The organism is Endobacterium panacihumi, from assembly GCF_050847465.1.
GTDB lineage: Bacteria > Pseudomonadota > Alphaproteobacteria > Rhizobiales > Rhizobiaceae > Neorhizobium > Neorhizobium panacihumi.
Map to the genome: position 1 here is coordinate 342,881 of NZ_JBOZRA010000002.1, position 24,035 is coordinate 366,915.

The window sequence follows — 24,035 nt, forward strand, 5'->3', positions numbered from 1 at the left end:
GCTCCTTTGTGCCGACGTTGTGGCCGGCGATGCTCTGCTCGTCTGGTCAGAAGGTTGCCTTGGCCGTGATCAGGAAACTGCGGCCCGGCTCGAAGAGGGGGCTCACATTGTCGAATTCCTGGCCATAGGTGGCGCGGCCCGAGTAATTTTCATTGAAGAGATTCTTCACTTCGGCGCGGAAGGTGAAGTTCTCGAGGTGTTGCGGCTTCCATTCGGTGAAGACGTTGACGACCTCATATGCCTTGTAAGGGGCGGTGCCGGAAACGACGTGGTCGTATTCCGGAGCAATCTCCATATCGCCGCCGATGGTCAGGCCCCATTCCTCGAATGTGTGAGAGGCGGTTAAGGTGACGATGTCACCAACCGGGGACGCGAGATAATTGCCGCTGTCCGAATTGGCGGGGAGACCATCGACGTCCACGTCGATATGCACATATTTCACCTTGATATAACCGGTTGCCCATTCATATCCGACGCCGAGATCGAAACCTTTGGAGACGAGGCCGCGGGTGCGCAGCGCCGGGAGCGCGCCGGGGAAGGGTGCGGGCGCGACGGAATTGTAGCGGTAGAAGGGCGTGCGCGCATTGTCGATATCGGTTCGGAAAAGCGTGCCCTCTGCGGTGAAACCGTTATGTTCCGCTTCGAGCCCGACCATGTAGTTATCGGCCGTCACGGGCTGCGGGCCGTCGCGGCCATAATCCCAGTTCGGATTGATAACGAAATTTTCCGTCAGCGGCGCTCCTGCCCACACGTGTGAGAAACCGGCCTTGGCGGTGAAGATGTCGGTCAGGTCGTATTCACCGGAAATGTTGGCGCTGAGGCCGCGGTCACTGAAATCGCTGCCATCGACGCCGGTAAACTGATGATGGTCCGCGCGTGCGCCGAAAAGAAGACGTGTCCGCGCCCATGGCTCTAGGCGAGCCTGAGCATAAAGTCCAACATTCCCGGCTTTTTCAATCCCGGCATCGACCGGATCTTTCAGTTCGGCCCTGTCATTGTAAAAATCGAAACCGGCGACAACATTGCCGCTATCGAAAGAGAACCTGTTTTCGAATTTTCCGTTCAGGCTGGAGGTTTTGCCGGTGTCGTCATAGAGGTATCCGGGTGGTCCGTAGATGCCGACCCTGACCTTTGTCGATCCGTAGGCGAGCCTGATCGTGGGATCCCACCATCCTTGTGGGGTTTCGTCCGTATAGGTGAAGACAGTGTTCTGCCTGTCCAGACGGTAATCACGGATGCGTGGCTCCCAGGGGCGAGGGGTCAAGACGATACCTGCATTGGCGCGGTAGGGGCGCGGCGCGTCATCGACAACGCGATCGTGGCTGATCGCGAACCGGTCGCCACTTTCGAATTCGTAACCGATCTTGCCAAGGCCACTCAGAAGGTTGGTTTCGGTTCCCGCGACAACATGGCCATCGCCGTTGTGAAACTCGTTACCCTTGCCGACGGTAAAATAGCCGAGAAAATCGAAGCCATCCTTCTGACCATAAGCCGAAAGACCGGTGACCACGGCGTCACTGTTGGAATTGTATGTGGAGGAAACGAAGCCGCCGAAGGATTTGCCGCCAGCCAGCAGGTCTTTGGCATCCTTCGTCTGGTAATTGATCGCGCCGGCCAATGCGCCCGGGCCGGCATCGGCGGGGGCAATGCCGGAATCCACGTCTACCGCCCTCAGGAACGATGGATCGATCAGGTTCGTGGCATTATGGTGAAATACCTTGTTGTTCTGGCGAGCACCGTCGATGCTGACGGCCAGATTGGTTTCCTCCACGCCGCGCACATAGACTTTCTGCGACATCGGTAGCGCGCTGCCGACCTGAACGGCCGCCTGTTCACGGAATACGTCGGCAATGTCGATCGGGCTAAGCCTCTCGAGTTGCGCCGCACCGATCACGGTTTCAGCGATATCGTCCTGGCCGACCGACTGTCCCTCGATGTCGATCGGAGCAAGGACCATGCCGTCCTGATCGTCGGCTGCAACGGTTTCCGCCGCCGGGAGGCCGATCACCGCCGTATCATTGGATATGCTGTAGGAAATCCCTGTTCCCTCGAGAAGCTGGGCGAGTGCTGCCTGCTGCGAGAGATTGCCGGAAATGGCTTTCGACGTGACGCCCGCAGAGGTGGAGGCTGCCGCCGAGACCTGCAAGCCGGACTGCCTGCCAAAGATGTTGAGCGCCGATGCGAGTGATTGAGCCGGAATGTTGAAGTTGCGTTGCGCGTCTTGGGCAATTGCAGGCGCTGCCTGCAACATCAGAGCGGAGCTGCCGGCGACCGAGGCCATAAGCCTGACCGCGAGAACCTTTCCCTTGTTCGACTTTTGGCACTTTTCCCCGCTTACATGAAGCGTCATGCCGCTCCTTCTCCTCAGTGATCCGCCCTGCCGCCACGCCTGCATCAGGGTAATGACGATCAGCGCGATGGGATTTTTCATGTCACGATAAAAAATCTTCGAAAATTATCGGGATCAGAAAAACGACAGGACGCGCAGATAGGGCGAAACGTGATGCACCTTGGCGCCATAAGGCCTGACAAGTGCTTCCAGCGCCCGGTCGGGATTTGACAGATCGTACAGGCCTGTCACGCGGCGTGCGCCAAGCTCACCACTGGCAACGGTGATCCATGACGGATGATAGCGCTGCAACTCCGCCACAACGGACGAGATCGGCACATCCTGCACGAACAGCTTGCCGTCGCGCCACGACGCGATGGCGTCCACGTTTACGCTGCTCTTCGACAATTGACCGTTGTTGCGATCAAGGCTGATGACATCGCCGGGGCGAAGTTTCATCTTTTCGCCTGTTTGAGGGGCCGAAAGATCGACTGCTCCATGCGCCAGTTGCACCGTGGCACGTTGCGGCGTGATATTGACGTCAAAACGTGTCCCAAGCACGGTGATATCAAGTTCGCCACCGGCATCGACGGTAAAGGGGCGGGTGATATCCGGTCGCACATCGAAAAATGCTTCGCCGGAAAGAAGTTTCACCCGCCGTTCCGTGCCGGAAAAATCGACGGCGATGGCGCTGGCGGCGCTGAGTTCCACGGTTGAGCCGTCCTGTAGGGTGACGTGGCGGGTTTGCGCGGTTTCCGTCATGTAATCTGCTTGTGTCTGCATCACGATCGCCGGTCCGGCCACGATCGCGGCGAGACAGGCGGCAAGAGCGGTCAGGCCGATGCCGATTGTCTTGCGCTTTCCGAAACCGCGTGGCCTGGTGGCAGTCATCCGCCGTCGGGTTTGGTGTGCCGACAAGTTGACCGGAATGGTCTCGCCCATCACTTCCCAGGTACGACAGGCCTTTGCCCATGCCTGCTGGTGCAACGGCGAGCGGCTGATCCAGGCTGCGAAATCCTGTTCGTCGCCACGCGAGCGTGACGGCTCCTGCAGGCGCAGGAACCAATCCATTGCCTGTTCGAGCAGTTCCTCGCTTGTCTGTTCGTGCCGCGTCACGTGATACCCGCTTCGGATTCCTGAAAATGACTTACCCGAATTTGTCTGTTTGAAATAGAAACGATTGAAGCGGAGAAATTTTTCGTATGTCGCACGATGTTCAGGCGTTTTTTCTGTCTAGAGCCATGGCGATCTTTACCATTGCAGTTTTCACGTGCCGATGAGCGGTAGCAACCGAAATGCCCAGATGTTCTGCCACGACTTCCAGTGTGCAGCCGCCATGCCGGTGCATTTTCACGGCAATCTGAACCTCTTGCGGCAGCGAAGCCAGTACTTGTTGGGCAATTCGTACTTCGTCACAGAACATCGTTGTCTGCTCTGGTGTTTCACTCACGCGCGGCACGATCCAGAATGGCGGATCATCATTCTGTGCGCGATGTTCTATTTTGCGACGCTTTATCGTGTCGAGTGAAAGGTTGCGGACGATACGATAAAGATAGGCCAGTCCCTGTCGTGCCGTCTGCGTTGGCAGGTTGCCGAGGCCAAACCGCAGATAGGCTTCCTGCACGACATCTTCGGCCGCATCCCGCGAGCCGAGAATGCGGGCCGAATAGCTTATCAATGCCGGACGATGTCCCATGAATAAAGGGTCAGCCTCTAGGCCGATATCCCGTTGCGGCTTGGCTTGTCGTTCTTGCACGCTGTCTTCCGATAGGTGGTCGATTGACTGAAAGGTGGCTCATGCGTCCGGGACTATGTCGCGGAGCACCTCTCTAACAGCAAAAACATGATTTATGAAGTCATATTTTGTAGGTTTACGGCGCGGTTTGTAAAAACCGCGCTTCGCCAGGAAATTGATGAGCTTTTTCAAATCCGAAACGCTCGCGGAGCGTCTCGCAATCACGGCCGAGGAGGTCGAAGGCGCCATTGCCGAACCATTCCAGAGACACGTCGGCGCGGGCCATGGCGGGGATGCCGGCAAAGATAGCGTCATAATCGACGGCGCCGGCGAAAAGCGGCGTCAGACCGGTGCGGTCACCGGCGGCCGAATAGACGTTACCGGGGCTGAACACGTGCAGATGGCACCGGTCGGAAATGTTCTTCAGGTGGTAATGCCGGACATGCTCGCAGATCGACCGGTGCAGTCTGACCGGATCATCACCCGCCTCCCACACATGCAGGACATCGAAATTGATCGCCAGTGCCGGGTGGTTCACTTCCTCGATCAGCCGGATGGTCGAGGCACCGGTGTCAGCCAACGTGTTCGGATGAGTCTCGACGAGAAGGTCGATACCGTAGCTTTCGACAATTGTCGCGACCTCCCGCAGGCGAATGACCAGATGTTTGCGTTCGTTGGCGGTGGTGTCCGCGCTGGCCTTGCCGCCGGCAAACGTGCGGATCTTTTTTGCCTTCCAGCGGCGCGCCAGCCGGCACAGTTCGACGGTCTTGCGGCGCAGGACCTCATCATCGCCGTCAAGCGGCAGGTAATCGCTGATCATCGGAACGGCGAGGCCGTAACTCGCCAGCCAGTCCGCATCCTTGTCCATCTGGGGCGCGAGGTTGCGAGCATGTGCTCCCCACAGTTCGATCCCGTCAAAGACATTTTCGCAGGCAAAGTTGGCGATCTCGGAAAGCGAGATCAACTGGTGGCGGAAGGTGATGGTGCAAAGGGAAATGTTCATCCGGCAAGCCTCCGCAGGTTGGTCAGCGATGATGCGCAATTTTCCGCGCACCATTGGGAGAAGACCTCGCCGAGCCTCTGCTTTAGCTTCTTCTCGATGCGATCGGACTCATCCAGCTGGGAAAACACGCTTACTGCATGGGTAGGGTCACTGGTCTGCGAGAGTTTCATGCAGGCGTAATGCAGGTTCTTGAGCGACTGCACGAGCGCCTCAATCTCTTCGCACCAGATCTCGAATTCCGCAGAGGGCAGTTTGAGCGCGCGCCAGAAGAAGGCAAAGCCGTGCTCATAGGCATATTTGCGGATTGTCAGCACCGGCAGTTCGCGAACGGCAAGTTCCAGATTGGCCAGTGACAGGCCATCCGTGCCCTTAAGATGCGCGGTCACGATGGTGCGCACCGCATCCGCGATCGGGTTGCGCGCCGCGATGAAGCAATCTTCGAAATAGGCTTTGAGGTCTTCCGGGTCCGGTGTCCGCGCCTCGGCAATATCGAAGGCATATCCGCCGCCGACCGTCGGCTGCATGATCGCGTGGATCACCTTCTCCCGTTCCATCACGCCTTCCCAGCGATAATCGGGATCATGCACGAACCAGTTCGCCGGATCGCCGGTTTCCTGCAGCATCAGGTAATGTGGAAAAGGGTTCTGGTTGAACTTGTTTTCGCGCTCCGGCATGTGGAACATGTCGAGCATGACCATCACGCAATCCGTTTCCTGACGGTCGCGGACCAGATCGGTCATGACGGCCAGATTGTCGGCCTGGCTGAGCGCCGGATCATACCATTCATGCACGGTCACGCCGTAAAGCCGCTGGAACCATGCGCGAAAAAACTCCTGGCTGATATCGTTGGCGTGGTAACGCAGCTGATATCGGTCGCTGATCGCGAATTTGGCGTCCCAGACGCCAAAATAGAACGGTCTCTGGTCCAGGCCACGCTTTTTCAAGCCGTCGCAAACGCAGCTGACGAAGCAGTGGACCTTGATGTCGTAATAGGCTTCGCAATGCACGCCTTCATCCGTATCTCCGCCTGTCATGGCAAAGCCCGGGACCGGTAGCGTCGCCGTCTTCAGCAGATAGAGACCGATGAGGTCCTCGACCGTCTGGATATCCTGGCCGGAGATCGCCTCCTCCGGCATGGCGAGGTTGAACTCCAGTTCGAGGTTCAGGAACACCTGCAGGATCAATACGGAATCGAGATAAAGATCCTCGTTCAGTCGGGCATCAGGGGCAAAACCCTGCATGTGCGGATGCGCCATATGGTCGGTGAGCAGGGTTTCGATGGCGGAAAGAATTTCGTCGCGGGTCATGAGGCCACTCCGGTCTGGACGGGAAGAAATGCGCCGGCGGCATGGCGTTCGGCAACGTCGCGGCGGCTGATCTTGCCATTGGCCTGTCGCGGGATTTCCGCCACCTGGATCATCTCCGAAGGCAGTTGATGGCTGGCCAGACGGCGGCTGAGCCAGTCTCTGAGCGTAGCGATGGAAACGGGGCTTTCGGCACTGAACAAGAGGGCGACACGCTCGCCGGCAAAACGGTCGGTCTTGCGGAAAGCTACGGCATCGATCATGCCGGGCATGGCCGTGACAGCATCCTCGACATCCGCGGGATAAACGTTGAGGCCGGCGACATTGATCATGTCATCCATGCGCGACACGAAGACGAGCATGCCATCGGCGCGAAGGTAGCCGAGGTCGCGGGTATTGATCGGCTGGCTGCCATCCTTGGCGATGACGATCTCGGCAGCGCTCGTCAGATCACAACCCGTTTCCGCAGTGGCGTGGGGCAGGATGTAACCCATGTCATTGGCGGCGGTGAGATTTGGGTTGATGGCGATGCAGCCGGCTTCCGAGCAGCCATATTGCTGGAAAAGGTGATCGCATTTTTCGCGGATACGGACGAACCAAGGTTCCGGCAGAAGCGTGCCGGACGTCATGGCAGCGTGCATTCTCTCGCCGGCCGGCAGAAGCTGCGCCAGCATGTGCAGGATGGCCGGTGAGGTGTAGAGCAGGGGCCTCTCGGTCTCGCGCATCACTTTCAGGATATGTTTGGGATTGGATGTGTCGACGATATGCGGGGTAACCCCGCGATGCAGGCCCACAAGAATACCGCAGATCAGCCCGTAGGAATGGGTTGTCGGGCAGGCGACAATCGGTGTCATGGTTTCCGGCAGGGTGAAATTGCGCACATAGCTGGCGATTTCGATGTCAATATTTTTCCATGTCCGGGCGATCAGCTTTGGCGCGCCCGTTGTGCCTGAACTCATTTGCAGTAATTCGCCTTCGCTGCTCTTCACCGCACCGCCTGGCAACACCTCGCCGGTAAAACTGTTGTAGAATAGTCTCGCGCAGCCGGCCTGTGTCGCCAGTTTTCTTGCGGCCGGATAAGGCGTGCCGGAGTGGATCGGCAGGACACTGGCACCGGCGTCGCGGATGGCGAAAAACAGTGCCAGCCATTCGGCGGTATCGACAAAACATACGGCGTAACGCATGCCTGCCGAAATGCCGGTCAGCGCGTCAACTTCGGCGGATCGTTTGGCAAAATGTGCCTTGTCGTAAAACTGGTCGCCAATCCTGATCATGGCATGATCCTCCGTTCGGCCACGGCTTTCGCAAAGACGTTCGGCACGGTGTGGTGATATTCCGGCTCGCGGGCGAGCAGTTTTCGGGTGAGGAGCGATTCCGTCAGCACGCCTGGCTGGTCGTAACCGAGTGCCGCCATCCGCTGGCCTGCATGGTGCTCGGTCGCATAGGTGGAGAGAATGGTTTCCACCCGTTTCCAGAAATTTGGCTCCGGCAGCTGGTAGGCGTGCTCCAGAAGATGCGCGATTTCCGCCAGATTATAGACGAACAGCGTATCGGCCACGAGTTCGCGCAGGCTATCCAGATTGTCGGTCCAGTAATACTGGTCGGGTGCGGCATCGCGGTACCGTGCATCAAGCGACAGGAAGTCCGGCGCGGTCTCGGGGTCGCGGAGAAAGGCCGGGCAGAATTCCACGCTTTCATGAAAATCGCGCAGGATCAGCCGCACCGGCCAGCCATCACGGTGAACCAGCAGCATATTCTGGCCATGCACTTCAACGGCCAGTCCATGATGAACGAGCAGATGCCATACCGGCAGGATGGCGGTTTCCAGAAGCCGGTTGACCCACGGCATCAGTCCAAAGGTTTCGATCCAAGGCTGAAGATAGGGTTTTCCGTCCGCTTCCAGCATCATCAGCGCATTGAAGGGAATGACGGATTCTCCGGGTTGCAGATCCTTGAGTGCGCTCTGACGCCAGATGGCGCCGATCTGGCCGGAAAGTTCGCCCTCTTTCTCGGCCAGCACGCCGGCATATTCCGCGAGAATGCCCAGCGGGTAACGGTCGGAAAACGCCGGGTCGCCATCCACCATGTCGGCAATCCAGCGCGAAAGAACCGGTGCGGTGCAGACCGAATGTGGATCGAGAATACGCCGGGAAGACGTGTTGACCACATCGAGCGGCAGCTTGATGCTGGCCGCCTGCGGGCGGTCGAGATTGTGCAGCGTGCGCAAAGACTGGCTGGCGAGGTAACGATCGCCAAGCTGGCCCAACCCATGCAGCTTGCCGGCGGCGATGAGCTCGCGGCCGACGCCGTCCTTCAATCGTCGCCATTGCCATGGGTGCATTGGCACCAGAGCAAAATCTCGCCAGCTCAGCCCGCGCGCTTGCCGTGCGGCATCGATCTCGTTCCAGACGTCATTGTCCAGTTCACGCCGCCAGAAAAGTGTTTCTTCCGCTCCCAGAACCTGACGGATCTTTTCCCGCGCATGCAGCGTCCAGACAAGCTGGAAAGGTTCGGCCGATTCCGGGCCGTACAATTGATTGTCTTTGAGGGTGAAACCGTAGCGCGCCTTGAAGCAGGGATGGTAGGGATGGCCTTCATGCAGCGCGCCATCGAGATCGGCAAAACCCATCTCGCGGCGATTGCGGGTGGGAATGTTGTCTTCGTTCCATTGGCAAAGCGCGATCGTATGTTCGAGTTCGCGCAAAAGCCTGCTGCGGGTAATGCCATTGCCTGGCAGGCCCATGACGATGGTGGGCAGCGATGCCGGCACCCACACGCCGTGAGCCTCTTTCATTTCTATGGAATGCGGGACTATGCGCGGGCGGCCGAAGGCGCCAAACGAGGCGCGGCAACGGTAATCTTTGCCATCGAGCGTCCATGCCAGGCTGGTCTGGCTTTCTGCACGAAATGGAACCAGACCTTCGAACAGGATCGCGGCAACAAGTTGCCGTATCACCCGGTCCTGCGGTTCGGCTTGAATTTCAAGAGGCAATGGCATGAGGCCTCTCCCTATTGGTAATGGTAAGGGCGGCAAGGTTCAGCGGGTTCGGCATTTTTCGATAGAGCGAGTGGCCATTGGCCGAACTCAGCTCGTCGACATCTACCAGCCGGGTCGCAAGGTTCGCCTTGGTGCCGATCTCGCCTTCGTCGAGGATATGCCGGAGGAAGTCACGCCCGAGACCCTGCAGGGTGAGTGCCAGCGTTTCCAGATGTGCACGCAGGATCCGCAACAGTTCCACTTCGTCGGCTAACCCATCATGCGCCATTCGGCTGATGACGGAAAACACCTGATTGACGATGAGGTAATAGGCGAACCGATCGCGGATCTCGCTGTCCGGGAAATAAAGTGAGCCTATCTTGTCTGTTTCAGGCACCGCCTTGGTGATCAGTGGCCTGTGGCGTTCGGAAAGATAAAAACCCTGATTGTCGCGGTAAAACCCAAGGCGCGGATAACCGCCACCAATATCAACAAGACTGTTCTGCTGATGGGCTTCGAGCGCAATGCCATGTCTGTCGTAGAGCACGATCAACGGCTCTACGGCGCAGGCGAGGTAACGCCTGAACCATGTGGTGGCGGTGGCGGTGATGGTGCCTGTCTCGGCGGCATGAACCTTCCGTACGATCCGCTCCAGCCGCGACAGGCCGCCGGGCAGTGGATCGGCGGTCAGCGCTGCGAGGGTGACGATACCGGCACCACCACGGGTGCGAAAAGGGTTTTCCCGCAGGATCGTCTCAAAGCCGCTTTCCCGGCGCCCCTCCACATTGAGCGTGATGAAGGCCGGGTCCTTGATGATGTGGAAGGATGGCAGCAAACTACCCAATCGCAGCCGATCCACCAATCTTGCCATGGCCACACCGGCATGCAGTTCATCGCGGCCATTGGTGCGCACCGAATTGGTGATACGCACCGGCAGGGAGAATTTCAGCATCCAGTCGGCGTCCGGGCTCCAGACGGTGCGGACAGACGATGTGGCCGTGAACAGCGGACCGGCCGGGCCGAGACTGCGCAAAGTCCCATCCGACACCATCGTCTGGATGCCGGCATCAAGCAGAAGCGCCTGTGCCTGCAGCGGATGCATCGGCAGCAGTGTCTCACCATCCTCAAGGCGAATGTCGTTCTGGCCCGATCGAGCGATATCGGCAACAATCCTGTCCGCCATACGCAGATTGGCCGATGCATGACTGACGAGATCGCTTCTGGCGGCAAAATAATGCAGCTGAAAACGCCCGTGAAACTCCGGTGCATAGGTTTCCTGCTGCCAGAAGGTCATGCCCTGCCGGCTTTTCGGGGTAGGGTGCAGCCAGTGTCCGAAGACCAGCGATTGTTCGGCGGCAATGAAATCATTGCCTTCATCCGACTTCGCCAGGGCGTGCTCGATATTGATGTTGATCTGCTGATGGCTGTCCATGACCCGCAGCAAAAGCTCCGTCTCGCAGCCATGCAGCGTGGTGCCATTCGATCCGCGCAGTTTGCGATAGGCTTCGCGCATCAGCGCCTGCAGGGCGGGCATGGGGTCCACCTCGTGCCACGCCGTTTCCGAAAACGCGCGGCGCCAGATTTGGCCAAAATGACTGGGGCCGCAGAGCGAAGGTGAGGTTACTTCCGCTCTGAGCATGATACGGTCGCCATGCAGAAGCCATTCAATGCAATCGATTAGCCCTGAGCGACCGGTGTGAGCTGCCGCCCTGCCGCCATCGACTTCCCGCAGGTAACAATTGGCAAAGCTCTGAAAACTGGCTTTCTCGGCCGCCTTCCATGATCTGGACATGCGCATCCCGCCTAGCGATCGCTGTATCGGGTGGCCGCGGCGGTGCGGCGAGCGCATGCGATAACGTGTCCCTCGAAATCGCGTTGGAAGGGAATCGCCCTGTCAGGCTCAAATCCGGTGTGTCCGTCCTTCGTCATGTCGGCGCCTCATCGAGTTCCTGGATACGTCACGAACTTAAAGACGACTCAAATTCTCGTATTTTTCACACAGACTGATAAAAATTCAGAATGCGCACGAGTGGCCCAAACGGAGGCTTTGGGCGAACGTCTCGCCCAACGCCTTGGATGGCGAGTGCGATCCTGTCAGTAATCGGGTTTTGGACAAAACCGCGCAAGGCCCGGCCTCTGAGCGATCGTTATCAGTTACCCGGCTGTTCGGATGTTTGCGCGTTCAAGGGCTGCCGTACTGATATCATCGAAAGGAAGTCGAGGCAGACGACCCCCGCTTGTTTTTCATGTCGAGCGTTCGCAATTCGACATCGTGAGGGGATGGGTGAGGTTTGGCATCCATCTCCGCCGCAGCAACAAAACCTCGCGTTCATTGCTCGCATCAGCGCTGCAATCGTTGCCCGCCCGACAAGGGACAACATCTGCCACGGACGTCCGGCGAGTGTTTCAAACCGCACGCGAACGTTTGCCTTTAACTTCGATCATCCAATCAGTCCCAGTGCCGCATTTGATATACGCCAGACCGAGGTTTGGCCGGCTGAAGCCGGTATTTCCGGTCTAACGCGATCTCAGCGCGGGCAAGATTGCCGCAGCTTATCATACCGCATTGCGCGTCCTTGGCGAAGATCTAGGGTTTGGTGGTAGCGCTACCAGTCTGCCATTGTGGTGACCCTGACGAGCGCAGCTGTCCTGCAAGCTGTCGAGGTGCGTCGGCCATGCAGGCCTGGAGGAGTGAGGAGATAACAATGGATATTGAGAATGCGCCTCGCATGCAGGCATCGACCACGCCTGCAAAAGAGGTAAGGAAGACAAACATTCGCTGGATGATCGTCGTCATGCTTTTTGTGGTGACATCGATCAACTACGCTGACCGGGCAGTGCTCGCTATCGCCGGCCCGGCGCTCAGCCGTGACATTGGGCTGACGCCTTCGCAGATGGGATTCATCTTTTCGGCCTTTGGCTGGGCCTATGTCGTCGGCCAGTTGCCGGGCGGCTGGCTGCTGGATCGCTTTGGGTCAAAAATCGTTTATGCGCTTTCGATTGCCTTATGGTCGGCCTTTACGATCATGCAGGGCTTTGTCGGCTTTTTCGCCGGCGGCGCCGCGCTTGCCGTCCTGTTTGCCCTTCGCTTTATGGTCGGCCTCGCCGAAGCCCCTTCTTTCCCAGGCAACAGTCGCGTTGTCGCAGCCTGGTTCCCAAGCCACGAACGCGCAACCGCTTCGGCCATCTTTAATTCCGCGCAGTATTTCGCAACCGTCATCTTCGCGCCGATCATGGGGTTCATCACCCAGTATTTCGGCTGGCCATGGGCTTTTGGCTTCATGGGCGGCGTCGGGATCATCGTTGCCGGCATCTGGATGAAGGTTATCTATAATCCGTCGGAACATCCCAAGATCAACCAGGCGGAGATCGATTACATTTCCGCTGGCGGCGGCCTCGTCAACATGGACGCTCCCGGCAAGAAGGATGCCGCGGGCGGTGCAAAGATGGACTACGTGCGCCAGCTGTTCGCCAACAGAATGATGCTCGGCATCTTCATTGGTCAGTTTTGCATCAACGCCATCACCTACTTCTTCATCACCTGGTTCCCGGTCTATCTCGTGCAGCAGCGCGGCATGTCCATTCTCAATGCAGGTATCGTTGCCTCCATTCCCGCGATTTGCGGCTTTGCCGGTGGCATACTCGGGGGCATCATTTCGGATGCCATGCTCAAGCGCGGCTGGTCGCTTACGGCGGCCCGCAAGACGCCGATCGTTCTGGGCATGATTCTTTCCATGTCGATGATCGCATGCAATTACACGGACGTTCAGTCGGTGATCGTGTTCTTCATGGCGCTTGCGTTCTTCGGCAAGGGTATTGGTGCCCTGGGCTGGGCCGTGATGTCGGATTGCGCGCCCAAGGAAATCACTGGCCTTGCCGGTGGCGTCTTCAACATGTGCGGCAATATCTCGTCGATCACGACGCCGATCATCATCGGCTACATCGTGCAGACCTCTGGCTCCTTCAATGGCGCACTGATCTTCATTGGCGCCAACGCGCTCGTGGCAGCGATCAGCTATCTTGTCATCGTCGGTGACATCAAGCGCATGGTGCTGAAACACTAGCGGGACGATACGCTGTGCGGCTTTTTAACGAGGCCGCACAGCCATCCTTTCGAACGCCAAGGAGGATTGCAATGTATATCGGTGAGCAGCTTATCAATCCCACGGATGGCCGTATGCGTCTGTCCGCCCAACTCGGATGCAAGGGCATCATCATCGACTCTCGTCCAAACGATCAGGTGATCGGCGAAGACGGGCGATGGGTGTCGGCAAAGATAACGACGCAGCGCCAGAGGATCGAAGATCTCGGAATGAGTCTGGACGGAATGGCGCTCGATCTGGGTTCGGTGCTGCTGGATAGCCTGCGCAACCGCGAAAAAGCCGATGCCGCCATCGCGCGCCTCAAGCAGAATATTCGCGCAGCAGGCGAGGCTGGCGTGCCGCTGGTCAAATATACGGTCGCCATGGTGGGCATCACGCGCACCGGAACGGTCGAGGGCCGCGGCGGCATGATGTGTTCAACCTTCACGGCCTCGGAATACAAGGCCGAGAACGACGCCCGATTTTCCTACTGGGGTGTCATCCTGCCGGAAGATGGTGCAGGCGGCGCCCATTCGCCCGTGGGAGCGATGCGGACGGCACAGGCCGGCGGACAGGTCATGGCATCGGAAGCCGGTGTCATCAGCGAAGAGGACGGCTGGAGCGCTATCCGCTATTTCGTGGACAATCTACTGCCGGTTGCCGAAGAATGCGGTGTCAGGCTGGCATGCCATCCGCATGATCCCGCCTATCCGCCCGGCGGTCTCAATGGCGTGCAACATGTTCTGGGTTCACTCGACGGTCTGCGCAAGTTCATTGCCCTCGCTCCAGAAGCTCGGATGCATGGGTTCAACTTCTGCCAGGGCACGATCGCGGAGATGTCGGCCACCCCGACCGAAACCGTTCTTCAAGCCATTCGTGAATTTGGCTCGGACAACCGTATTTTCATGGTCCACTTCCGCAATATCAAAGGCGGTTATCTCGATTTTCGCGAGGCCATGCCGGATGAAGGCTCAGTCGATATGTTCGAGTGTATCAAGGCCTACAGAAGCGTTGGTTACAACGGCATTCTGTGCCCCGACCATGTGCCGCTATCGGACCTCGATCCCGGGCGCGAGCGCTTCTTTTCATTCGCCCTCGGTTACACGCAGGGCCTGCTGCAAGCCGCGGCGGCATGAACGGTTATGGCAAAACGTTGTCGCGTAACCGAAGACAGCACGGCTGGTGCACAGGCAAGCGGTGATGTCTCGCCATCGTAAAAACGAACATCTCAGGGAGGTTTAGCAAGGATGGATACCCCACTTCATATCAAGGTCCATGACGCTGACAACGTCGCGATCGTCGTCAATGCATTCGGCCTACCGGAAGGAACGACCTTTCCTGACGGCGTTGTACTGCGCGAATTCGTGCCGGAAGGGCATAAGGTTGCCTTGGTCGACATTGCCGAGAATGGCGCAGTTCTGCGTTATGGCGAAATCATCGGCCATGCGAAACAGGCGATCGCAAAAGGCAGCTGGATCGAAGAATCTCTTATCCGGCTACCTGACGCGCCCGCCCTCGACAGCTTGCCTTTGGCGACGCGGACACCCGCCGCGCAGCCAGCGCTGGAAGGCTATACATTCGAAGGATTTCGCAATCCGGACGGTTCCGTAGGGACCAAAAATATTCTGGGCATTTCCATGAGTGTTCAATGCGTTGCGGGCGTTCTGGATATCGCGGTGCAGAAGATCAAGAGCGAGCTGTTGCCGAAATATCCGAATGTCGATGACGTCATTGCATTGGAGCATGTCTATGGCTGCGGTGTCGCCATCAACGCACCAGAAGCCATCGTTCCCATTCGAACGCTGCAGAATCTCGCAACGAATCCCAACCTCGGCGGCGAGGTCATGGTGGTTAGTCTCGGCTGTGAAAAGCTCCAGCCTGAACGGCTCCTGCCGAATGGCAATGCAGCCTCCATCGTTGCGCTTCAGGACGAAAGGCATATGGGATTTGGCGACATGATCTCCTCGATCATGGATATGGCTGATACCAAGCTCGCCGAATTGAACAGGCGTCAACGTGAAACCTGTCCCGCCGCCGATCTCGTCGTCGGTATGCAATGTGGCGGGTCCGACGCTTTTTCCGGTGTCACTGCCAATCCTGCGCTCGGTGTTGCTGCGGACCTGCTGGTGCGCGCCGGCGCCACCGTGATGTTTTCCGAGGTCACGGAAGTGCGTGATGCCATTCATCTCCTGACGCCACGGGCCGCCAATGAAGATGTCGGCAGGGCGCTGATCCGCGAGATGGGTTGGTACGACGATTATCTTGCCTCGGGCGAAAGCGACCGCAGCGCCAATCCGTCTCCCGGCAATAAGAAGGGCGGCCTGGCCAATGTCGTGGAAAAGGCGCTCGGCTCCATCGCAAAATCCGGTTCCAGCGCGATCGTCGGCGTTCTTTCCCCCGGTGAGAAAGCCAATCAGAAAGGGCTGCTTTACGCCGCGACGCCCGCCAGCGACTTCATCTGCGGCACATTGCAGGCGGCCTCCGGCTGCAATGTCGAAATATTCACCACCGGCCGCGGCACGCCTTACGGGCTTGCCATCGTTCCGGTGATCAAGGTTTCGACGCGCACGACGCTTGCTCAACGCTGGCACGATCTCATCGATTTCGACGCCGGCCGCATCGCGACGGGTCACATGACGCTGGAAGAGGCGGGCATGGAGATTTTCAAGATGATTCTGGAGGTTGCCAGCGGCAAACAGCAAACATGGGCTGATCACTGGCAGTTGAGAAATTCGATGGCGCTTTTCAACCCGGCGCCCGTCACCTGATGCGGAGGAGGAGGGGTTGCTGTTCATGCGCGCAGCCCTTTTGCCAATCGAGAGCGGGCATGGCCGCATATTTCACGCTCTCGACTATCAAAAAGGAGAGACAAGATGACACTAGAGGCAGCTCATACTGGATCGACCCCGAGGATCACCGAATTGACGGTGGTCCCGGTCGCCGGTCACGACGACATGTTGCTCAACCTTTCGGGCGCTCATGCGCCGTTCTTCACCCGCAATATCGTTATCCTCAAGGATAGCGCCGGCCATATCGGTGTGGGGGAAGTTCCCGGAGGCGAAAAAATCCGCCAGACGCTCGAAGATGCTCGGTCGCTGGTCGTGGGGCAGCCTGTCGGTTCCTATAATCGCATTCTCAATGCCGCACGCAAGGAATTTTCGGATCGGGATTCGGGCGGCCGCGGTCTTCAGACCTTTGACCTGCGCGTTGCCATCCATGCGGTCACGGCGCTCGAGGCTGCCTTGCTCGACCTTCTCGGCCAATTTCTCGAAGTGCCGGTTGCCGCTCTTCTTGGCGAAGGACAGCAACGGGACGCCGTCGAAATGCTCGGTTACCTGTTCTATGTCGGTGACAGCAGGAAGACCAATCTTCCCTATCGCACCGAGCCCGATGCCAAGTCTGACTGGTTCCGTCTTCGCCACGAGGAAGCCCTGACGCCGGAAGCAATCGTACGTTTGGCGGAAGCGGCACACGAACGCTATGGCTTCAATGACTTCAAACTGAAAGGCGGCGTGCTGGCAGGGGAACAGGAAATCGAGGCGGTGACGGCGCTGGCAAAGCGGTTCCCGCAGGCCCGCATCACGCTCGATCCCAATGGTGCATGGTCGCTGGAAGAAGCAATTCGCTTGTGCAAGGGCAAGGGTGATGTACTGGCCTATGCGGAAGATCCGTGCGGCGCAGAAAAAGGGTATTCCGGCCGAGAGGTCATGGCGGAATTCCGCCGCGCCACCGGCCTGCCGACCGCCACGAACATGGTCGCCACGGATTGGCGCCAGATGGGGCATGCAATCCAGTTGCATTCGGTCGACATTCCGTTGGCCGATCCGCATTTCTGGACTATGCAGGGGTCCGTTCGCGTCGCGCAATTGTGCCACGAATGGGGACTGACATGGGGTTCGCATTCGAACAACCATTTCGATATTTCACTGGCCATGTTCACACATGTCGCAGCAGCGGCGCCGGGCAAGATTACCGCGATCGACACGCATTGGATCTGGCAGGACGGTCAACGCCTGACCAAGGAGCCATTTGAAATCAAGGGTGGAATGGTCGAGGTTCCGCAGAAAGGCGGCCTCGGTGTCGAAATCGATATGGACCAGATCGGAAAGGCGCACGAACTGTACAAGCAGCATGGTCTCGGGGCGCGTGACGATGCGATCTCCATGCAGTTCCTGATCAACGACTGGAAGTTCGACAACAAGAAGCCGGCGTTGGTTCGAGCCGCAGCATAAGCTTGACAGCCGACAAATGCCCTGCGCCGGCATGATGATGCCTGCGCAGGACGCTCCGGCTTGTGCCGCGCAACGTCGAAAGACTGGCGGCACAATCCGGAGAACGTCGTTGATGGTCAGGTACTTCCGCGTTCAACGATTTTGAAGCCGACGTCGAAAATCCTGCCATGTTCGCGCCCGTCAAGTCGTGCAAGAACCGCCTCTGCTGCCAGGTGGCCGATTTTGCTGCGGTCGATATGAACCGTCGACAAGGCCGGAAACGTGTGCGGTGCGAATTCAAGATCACCAAAACCGATGGCGGCAAGCTGACCCGGGACGGATATGCCGCGGGCATGGGCTTCAGTCAGGACCCCGTGTGCCAGAATATCAGAACTGCAGAAAACCGCCTCGACCGGTTTGCGATGGTCGAGAATTTCCGCGATGCCGTCGCGACCCTTTTTAAGCGTGCCGGGTGGCTCGACGGATGCGATCTGAACATCGGTAATGCCGCGTTCAGCAAGGGTCGAAAGAAAGGCGACTTGCCGCAAACGCGCGCGTTCGTCCGACGCCCAAACCATGCCAAGCCTGCGATACCCCTTGTCGTAAAGGTAGTTGGCAACCGCCTGGCCAAGCTTTTCGTGAGAGAAACCAACCAGCATGTCCAGCGGCGCCGATGTGTAATCCCATGTTTCAACCACTGGCACCTGAGCGGCCAGCAGTCTGCTGCGGGTGTTACGGGAATGTGTGATCCCTGTCAGAAAGATCGCGTCAGGCCGGCGTGAGAGCACGGCGGTGACCAGATCCTCTTCCTTGCTCGCGGAATAGTTCGATATCCCGAGAAGCATCTTGTATCCGGCCTTGTTCAATCGCTCCGAAAAACTCTCGGTCGCCTCGGCAAAGATCGAATTTCCAATTGTCGGAACAATCGCAGCGACGAGCCTGCTTTTTCGCGACGCCAGGCCGCCGGCGAGAAGATTAGGCAGATACCCCGTGCGCTCAACTGCATTTTTGACGGCTTCGAGGGTTTTGGCTGCAACAAGTTCCGGCTGATTGAGCGCGCGCGAAACGGTGATCGGAGCCACGCCGGCCAGCCTTGCAACTTCATACAAGGTGATTGCACCGGATGAGCGACCACTCCGGCTTTTTTCCGCGGGTCTGTCTGAAATGGACATGGCAAGCGTCACTTTGCTTTTTCGACATTACTATCAGTCAGTCCTCGTCACAAACCAAACCCCTTTTCGATGCGGCTCTGGTGACCAATCGCCGCAACTGCGTCCGATACCTCACAGTGTGAATGGTAGCGATATCATCTGGAACGCTGCGGCGGCTCAATGACGCGTCCGGTCGCGGGTCCACGGCCCGTTCGTCGATCCAATCGACGCGGGAGCTGGAAGCCTGATCTCTGGCGGCGCTATTGGCTGCCGTTCAGATGAAGAGATTGGGTAAGAACATGATCATTCGCATGCCGGCAGACGAGCAGATCGTGTTTGCGACCAGCAATCCGGCGCTCCGATACGGCCGCGCCATCTGGCCTCGGCGCAAAGACATGGTGTGCTGCGACAGTCGAGACAGATCGAGTATCAATTCAGATGAAAGACGCGCTCCCGGCATACGCGAGCAAAACCTGAGGCCGGGCATTTTCGGCCGATCCGTCTTGCCCGGTTTTCAGCATTGGAGGGAGCCGCAGATACGGCTTCCCCCAAACTGATAGGGATCAGAGGCCAAGTTCCGACTTGACCGCTTCAAGCCCGGGTGCGCCGTCTGCCGTGGTGACGCCGACAAGCCATGGCTCGATTGCGGCGCCATTGGCTTTCAACCATTCGGTGGCGGCGTCTTCGGCATCCTCACCATCATTGAGGATGCCGCCCATGATTTCGTTTTCCATGCCAAGTGAAAACTTGAGGTTCGTCAGGAACGCACCAACATTCGGGCATTCCTGAGTGTAACCGGCCCGCACATTGGTGCGCACTTCCGCACCACCCAGGTTTGGCCCGAAGACCTCGTCGCCGCCCGTGAGATAGGTCAGCTTGAAGGAGGCATTCATTGGATGCGGCTCCCAGCCAAGGAAGACGATCGGTTCGCCCGCTCGATCGGCGCGCATCACCTGCGCGAGCATGGCTTGCTCTGACGACTCGACGATTTCAAGCGCACCAAGGCCGAACTGGTTTTTTTCAATCATGCCGAGGATCAGGCGATTTCCGTCATTGCCCGGCTCGATCGCGTAAATCTTGCCGCCGATGGCATCGGCGTGAGCCACGATGTCCTTGAAATCCTTGATCCCAAGATCGGCGCCTTTTGCGTTGGTGGCGAGCGTGTATTTGGCACCGACCAGATTAGCGCCGAGCGTCTCCACGCTTTTATCGTCAAGATAGGGGCGGATATCCGCTTCCATCGTCGGCATCCAGTTGCCGAGAAAAACATCGATGTCCTTGCTCTTGAGCGAGCTGTAGGTCACGGGCACCGAGAGCAGCTTGATTTCAGGCTTGTAACCCAGCGCTTCAAGCACGACCGACGCTGTGGCCGTCGTCGCAGAAATGTCGCTCCATCCGACGTCCGAGAACCGCACGGTTTTACAGGCAGCCGGTTCCTGTGCATGGGCATTAAAAGCAAACCCGAAAACGGATGTGGCGATTGCCGCAGTGAAAGCCAGGTGAGATCTGATGTGCATGTTATCCTTGCTCCATTTCCTGCGGGGCTGGTAACAGCGTGCGAGCCATGGAAGCAAGTGTTGCATGCTGTCGCAGCGTCTGATCGCGCGTTCCCGGACAGCCAAAGCGCGCGCAAACCATGGCGGAAACCGCAGTATCGCTGGCCGGGGCAACCGCTGACCGACGCAGGTCCGCAAGCGCTTTTCATGTGGAGAAACATGGAAATAACAACCAGAACATCGCTGCCGCGTGGCACGATCGCGCGGAGGCGGCTTAATGAAGACGAACGATGCCCACGGCCAGCGAAATCTCAGGCAAGGCCGTATCGAGCACGATCTCGCCAAGGCGCAGGGCAGGACGATCATCGAAGTTGCCTTTGCGGCAGTCGACAGTTCGACGGCTTTCGGTGCTGAAACCTCCATTGCAGGTCTCGGCGAAGTCAAGGTGAAGAACCCCAGTCGCGCGAGGCACGAAATTCGTCCAAACCCCTTCTTCTCGACACAGCTGCCCTGCTCGGCAATTCCTATGGCCGTTCACCCGGAGCAATACTGAAGTACTGACGTGTGGTAACGACAGTCTCCTAGATCCTCTCCGAACGAACATTCTCCTTGACGTTCACATCCAGCGCGTGTCCCTGCTGCTTTTCCGGAGAGTGGGAAAACCAGCGGCTGACCCGTCGTCCCATGCCGTCGAGATAGGTCAGAACCACGGGTACGAAGACCAGTGTCAGCAGGGTCGACGAAATCAAGCCGCCGATGACCGCATGCGCCATCGGTGCGCGTTGTTCACCGCCTTCGCCAAGCCCGAGCGCCATCGGCAGCATGCCAAAAATCATCGCCAGCGTGGTCATGATGATCGGCCGCAGGCGCACCGCTCCCGCATCCGCAAGGCTTTGGCGTAACGTCTTGCCTTCGCTGACGCCGAGATTGGAATAATCGACCAGCAGGATGGCGTTCTTGGTGACGAGGCCCATCAGCATGATGAAGCCGATCATCGAGAACATGTTGAGCGTCGAGCCGGTGAACAGCAATCCAAGCAATACGCCGATGAGTGAGAGCGGGAGCGTCATCATGATGGCAATCGGCTGGATGAACGATCCGAATTGCGAAGCGAGAATGATATAAATGAAGATGATGGCCAGAACGAGCGACTGCACGGCGTAACCCATGCTTTCGGCAAGGTTTTCCGCGTCACCACCAAAGGAGATGCGGTAACCCACGGGGATATCCATCTTGGCGATGGCGGCGTTGAGATCCGTGGTGATGTCGCCCAGCGCCCGGCCTTCGACATTGCTGGAAATCCGCACCTCTCGAGACAGGTCCTTGCGGGTGATGGCATCCGGTGCCGTGCTTTCGACGACATCGGCGACCTGATCGAGCAGGACGGTGATCGGTTTGCCGTCATCGTCGGTGCGGCCGGTGGAAATGGTGAGATTGCGCAACTGGGCGGCATCGCGCCGTCCCGTCGCCGGCAGGCGCAAGGTCACGTCATAGGACTCACCGTCCGGCGCATTCCAGACCGAGATGGCGTCGCCTGCCACCAGCGGCCGCAACGTGTCGCCGATCGTGGCGATAGAGACGCCGAGATCGCTCGCCGCCTCGCGACGGACACGCACGGCAAGCGTCGGCCTGACGTTTTCGATCGAGGATTCCACTTCCGTCGCGCCTGGAATGGCTGCAAGCGCCGTGGTGATCTGGTCGGAGATACGACGCAGTTCCTGATCGCCGTCGCCGAGGATAGAAAGCTGCAGCGGTTTCGACGATCCGCCCATGCCGGAAGACTGGCCGACGGAAATTTCGAGCCCGGCAATGCGGGCGAGCCGCTGGCGGATCGGATCGATGCTTTGCGCCGTCGTCACCGAACGATCGTCATTGGGCACGAGCTGCACGGCGACATTCGCCTGGTTGAAGCCGCGCGCACCACCGGAGTTGATAGTTGAATAGGTGGCAGAAACGTAAGGGAATTCGCGCAGCGCCTTTTCCACCTGAGTGACCTTGGCGGCCATATAATCGAGCGAGGAGCCTTGGGCGGATTCCAGCGAGACACTCACTTCACCCTGATCGGCCGGGGGCAGGAATTCGGCTCCGATACGCGGGATCAGAGCCAAGCTGCCAACGAACATGGCGGCGACGATGGCGATCGTCGTCTTGCGGTGGTCGAAGGTCCAGTGAATGAGAGAGCGATAACGCCCGGCCAGCCCTTCGAACCAGTGGTCGAACCGCTCGACGGCGCGGCCGAGAAAACCGCGCTTGGCGCCTTTCTGGCTCTGCGGATCGTACCAGACGCTCGACAACATAGGATCAAGCGTGAAGGACACGAACAGCGAAATCATCACGGCAGCCGCAACGGTGACGCCGAATTGCAGGAAGAAACGTCCGATCAGGCCACCCATGAAGGCGACAGGCAGGAAGACGGCGACGATGCAGAGCGTGGTGGCAAGAACGGCGAGACCGATCTCGTTGGTGCCGTCGAGCGCCGCCTTGATGTGGTCCTTGCCCATCTGCAGATGGCGGGTGATGTTTTCTCGCACGACGATTGCATCGTCGATCAAAATACCGATCGACAGCGACAGCGCCATCAGCGTCATCGTGTTGAGGGTAAAGCCGAGCGCATAAATGACCGCGAAGGTGCCGATGACCGAGATCGGCAGAGTCAGACCGGTGATGACGGTCGATCGCCAGGAATTCAGGAAGACGAACACGATCAGGACCGTCAGCACACCGCCTTCGATCAGTGTGCGCTGCACTTCCGAGACCTGAGAGGCGATCGCCCGGGAATTGTCGCGGGTGATGGTGAGCTCGACATTTTCCTTGGCAAGCTCGGTGTTAAGGGTGGTGATCTCCTTGCGCAGGGCCGAGGCCACTTCGACAGTGTTTGCACCCTGCACCTTGACGATATCGAGACCGAGCGAGGGTACGCCCTGATAGGTCGCGCGGCTGGTGATTTCCGCGCCGGTATCCAGGATGGAGGCGACATCGGAGAGATAGACCGGATAACCGCCGCTTTGTGCCACGATGATGCTGTTGAAGCCCGCCGCGTCGGGAATGCGGCCTTCCACCGTGACGATGCGCTGGTTGATACCGGAAATCAGCGTTCCGGCAGCGCGGTCCTGATTTTCGCGGCGAATGGCATCCATGATCGTCGAAACACCCACACCGTACGCCTCCAGCCGGTCGGGATCAACGACGACGAGAACCTGACGTTCGCTGCCGCCGACGAGCGAGATCTGGCCGACACCGCCGATGACGCTCAGCCGGTTGGTGATGACGCGGTTGGCGAGTGTGGTGATTTCCGAGAGCGTCCGGGTGGGGGAGGAGGCGGCGATCGACAGAATCGGCTGGTCGTCCGGATTGAAGCGGGTGACCTGCGGGGTATCGACTTCGTCAGGAAAACCGGCTTCCAGACGCGCCACGCGGTCACGTACCTCCTGGGCCGCAACCTGGCTATCAACGTCGAGTTCGAACTGTACGACGACGATCGAGCGGCCTTCGTAGGATTCCGAGGTGATCGTGTCGATGCCGCCAATGGTATTCAGCGAGGATTCGATCGGCCGCGATACTTCGCTTTCCACCGAGGCCGGGGAGGCGCCCGTATAGGTGGTGGCGACCACAACGATCGGCAGATCGGTTTCCGGGAACTGATCGACACCGAGCCGGCTATAGGAGAAGAGGCCAACCACGAGGATCGTCACCATCATCATGGTGGCAAAAACCGGGTGACCGACACTGATGCGGGTGAGAAACATG

16 protein-coding genes are annotated in these 24,035 nt (G+C 58.6%); 5 read left to right on the forward strand and 11 right to left on the reverse strand.

What is annotated here, in order from left to right; all coding sequences use genetic code 11:
• Window positions 1-46 precede the first annotated feature (46 nt).
• The 8 genes from ACRQ1B_RS13455 to ACRQ1B_RS13490 all read right to left on the reverse strand — a co-directional run bounded on the left by ACRQ1B_RS13455 (window position 47) and on the right by ACRQ1B_RS13490 (window position 11,140).
• Entirely contained in the window at window positions 47-2,431 is a 2,385-nt protein-coding gene (locus ACRQ1B_RS13455) for a TonB-dependent receptor (protein ID WP_432294184.1), read from the reverse strand.
• Between the two features lie 33 nt (window positions 2,432-2,464).
• On the reverse strand, window positions 2,465-3,445 hold the full coding sequence (locus tag ACRQ1B_RS13460; RefSeq protein WP_432294186.1) for a FecR family protein: 981 nt from the start codon (window positions 3,443-3,445) through the stop codon (window positions 2,465-2,467).
• Between the two features lie 100 nt (window positions 3,446-3,545).
• A complete protein-coding gene (locus ACRQ1B_RS13465; RefSeq protein ID WP_432294598.1) occupies window positions 3,546-4,025 on the reverse strand; it encodes an RNA polymerase sigma factor in 480 nt (159 codons plus the stop codon).
• A 175-nt stretch (window positions 4,026-4,200) separates the two neighbouring features.
• Window positions 4,201-5,067, reverse strand: coding sequence for a sugar phosphate isomerase/epimerase family protein (locus ACRQ1B_RS13470; RefSeq protein ID WP_432294187.1), 867 nt, complete (start codon window positions 5,065-5,067; stop codon window positions 4,201-4,203).
• Entirely contained in the window at window positions 5,064-6,374 is a 1,311-nt protein-coding gene (locus tag ACRQ1B_RS13475) for a DUF6005 family protein (protein WP_432294188.1), read from the reverse strand. Before ACRQ1B_RS13475 ends, ACRQ1B_RS13470 begins: the two co-directional genes overlap by 4 nt.
• Window positions 6,371-7,645 (reverse strand): AMP-binding protein, encoded by a 1,275-nt coding sequence (locus ACRQ1B_RS13480; RefSeq protein ID WP_432294189.1) that lies wholly within the window; start codon window positions 7,643-7,645, stop codon window positions 6,371-6,373. Before ACRQ1B_RS13480 ends, ACRQ1B_RS13475 begins: the two co-directional genes overlap by 4 nt.
• Complete coding sequence (locus tag ACRQ1B_RS13485; RefSeq protein WP_432294190.1) at window positions 7,642-9,369, reverse strand: IucA/IucC family protein; 1,728 nt, start codon at window positions 9,367-9,369, stop codon at window positions 7,642-7,644. The genes ACRQ1B_RS13480 and ACRQ1B_RS13485 overlap by 4 nt, the downstream gene beginning before the upstream one ends.
• Window positions 9,353-11,140, reverse strand: a complete 1,788-nt coding sequence (locus tag ACRQ1B_RS13490; RefSeq protein WP_432294191.1) for an IucA/IucC family protein — start codon at window positions 11,138-11,140, stop codon at window positions 9,353-9,355. The genes ACRQ1B_RS13485 and ACRQ1B_RS13490 overlap by 17 nt, the downstream gene beginning before the upstream one ends.
• Window positions 11,141-12,053: 913 nt before the next feature.
• Between ACRQ1B_RS13490 and ACRQ1B_RS13495 the strand changes: the two genes are divergently transcribed.
• From ACRQ1B_RS13495 to gudD, 4 genes are all read left to right on the forward strand, one after another.
• Window positions 12,054-13,412: an MFS transporter gene (locus ACRQ1B_RS13495; RefSeq protein WP_432294192.1), complete on the forward strand. Its 1,359-nt coding sequence runs from the start codon at window positions 12,054-12,056 to the stop codon at window positions 13,410-13,412.
• Between the two features lie 71 nt (window positions 13,413-13,483).
• Window positions 13,484-14,566: a mannonate dehydratase gene (locus ACRQ1B_RS13500; RefSeq protein ID WP_432294193.1), complete on the forward strand. Its 1,083-nt coding sequence runs from the start codon at window positions 13,484-13,486 to the stop codon at window positions 14,564-14,566.
• Window positions 14,567-14,677: 111 nt separating this feature from the next.
• Entirely contained in the window at window positions 14,678-16,198 is a 1,521-nt protein-coding gene (gene garD, locus ACRQ1B_RS13505; protein ID WP_432294194.1) for a galactarate dehydratase, read from the forward strand.
• A 105-nt stretch (window positions 16,199-16,303) separates the two neighbouring features.
• Window positions 16,304-17,662 carry a glucarate dehydratase gene (gene gudD / locus ACRQ1B_RS13510; RefSeq protein WP_432294195.1) on the forward strand — a complete coding sequence of 453 codons (1,359 nt, stop codon included), beginning with the start codon at window positions 16,304-16,306 and terminating at the stop codon, window positions 17,660-17,662.
• Between the two features lie 116 nt (window positions 17,663-17,778).
• On the opposite strand, the gene ACRQ1B_RS13515 is transcribed toward gudD, so the two are convergent.
• Entirely contained in the window at window positions 17,779-18,750 is a 972-nt protein-coding gene (locus ACRQ1B_RS13515; RefSeq protein WP_432294196.1) for a LacI family DNA-binding transcriptional regulator, read from the reverse strand.
• A gap of 605 nt (window positions 18,751-19,355) precedes the next feature.
• Window positions 19,356-20,309: a choline ABC transporter substrate-binding protein gene (locus tag ACRQ1B_RS13520; RefSeq protein WP_432294197.1), complete on the reverse strand. Its 954-nt coding sequence runs from the start codon at window positions 20,307-20,309 to the stop codon at window positions 19,356-19,358.
• A gap of 256 nt (window positions 20,310-20,565) precedes the next feature.
• Here ACRQ1B_RS13520 and ACRQ1B_RS13525 point away from each other — a divergent pair, with 256 nt between their 5' ends.
• On the forward strand, window positions 20,566-20,841 hold the full coding sequence (locus ACRQ1B_RS13525; RefSeq protein WP_432294198.1) for a hypothetical protein: 276 nt from the start codon (window positions 20,566-20,568) through the stop codon (window positions 20,839-20,841).
• A gap of 28 nt (window positions 20,842-20,869) precedes the next feature.
• On the opposite strand, the gene ACRQ1B_RS13530 is transcribed toward ACRQ1B_RS13525, so the two are convergent.
• A complete protein-coding gene (locus ACRQ1B_RS13530) occupies window positions 20,870-24,034 on the reverse strand; it encodes an efflux RND transporter permease subunit (protein WP_432294199.1) in 3,165 nt (1,054 codons plus the stop codon).
• Between the last annotated feature and the right edge of the window lies 1 nt (window position 24,035).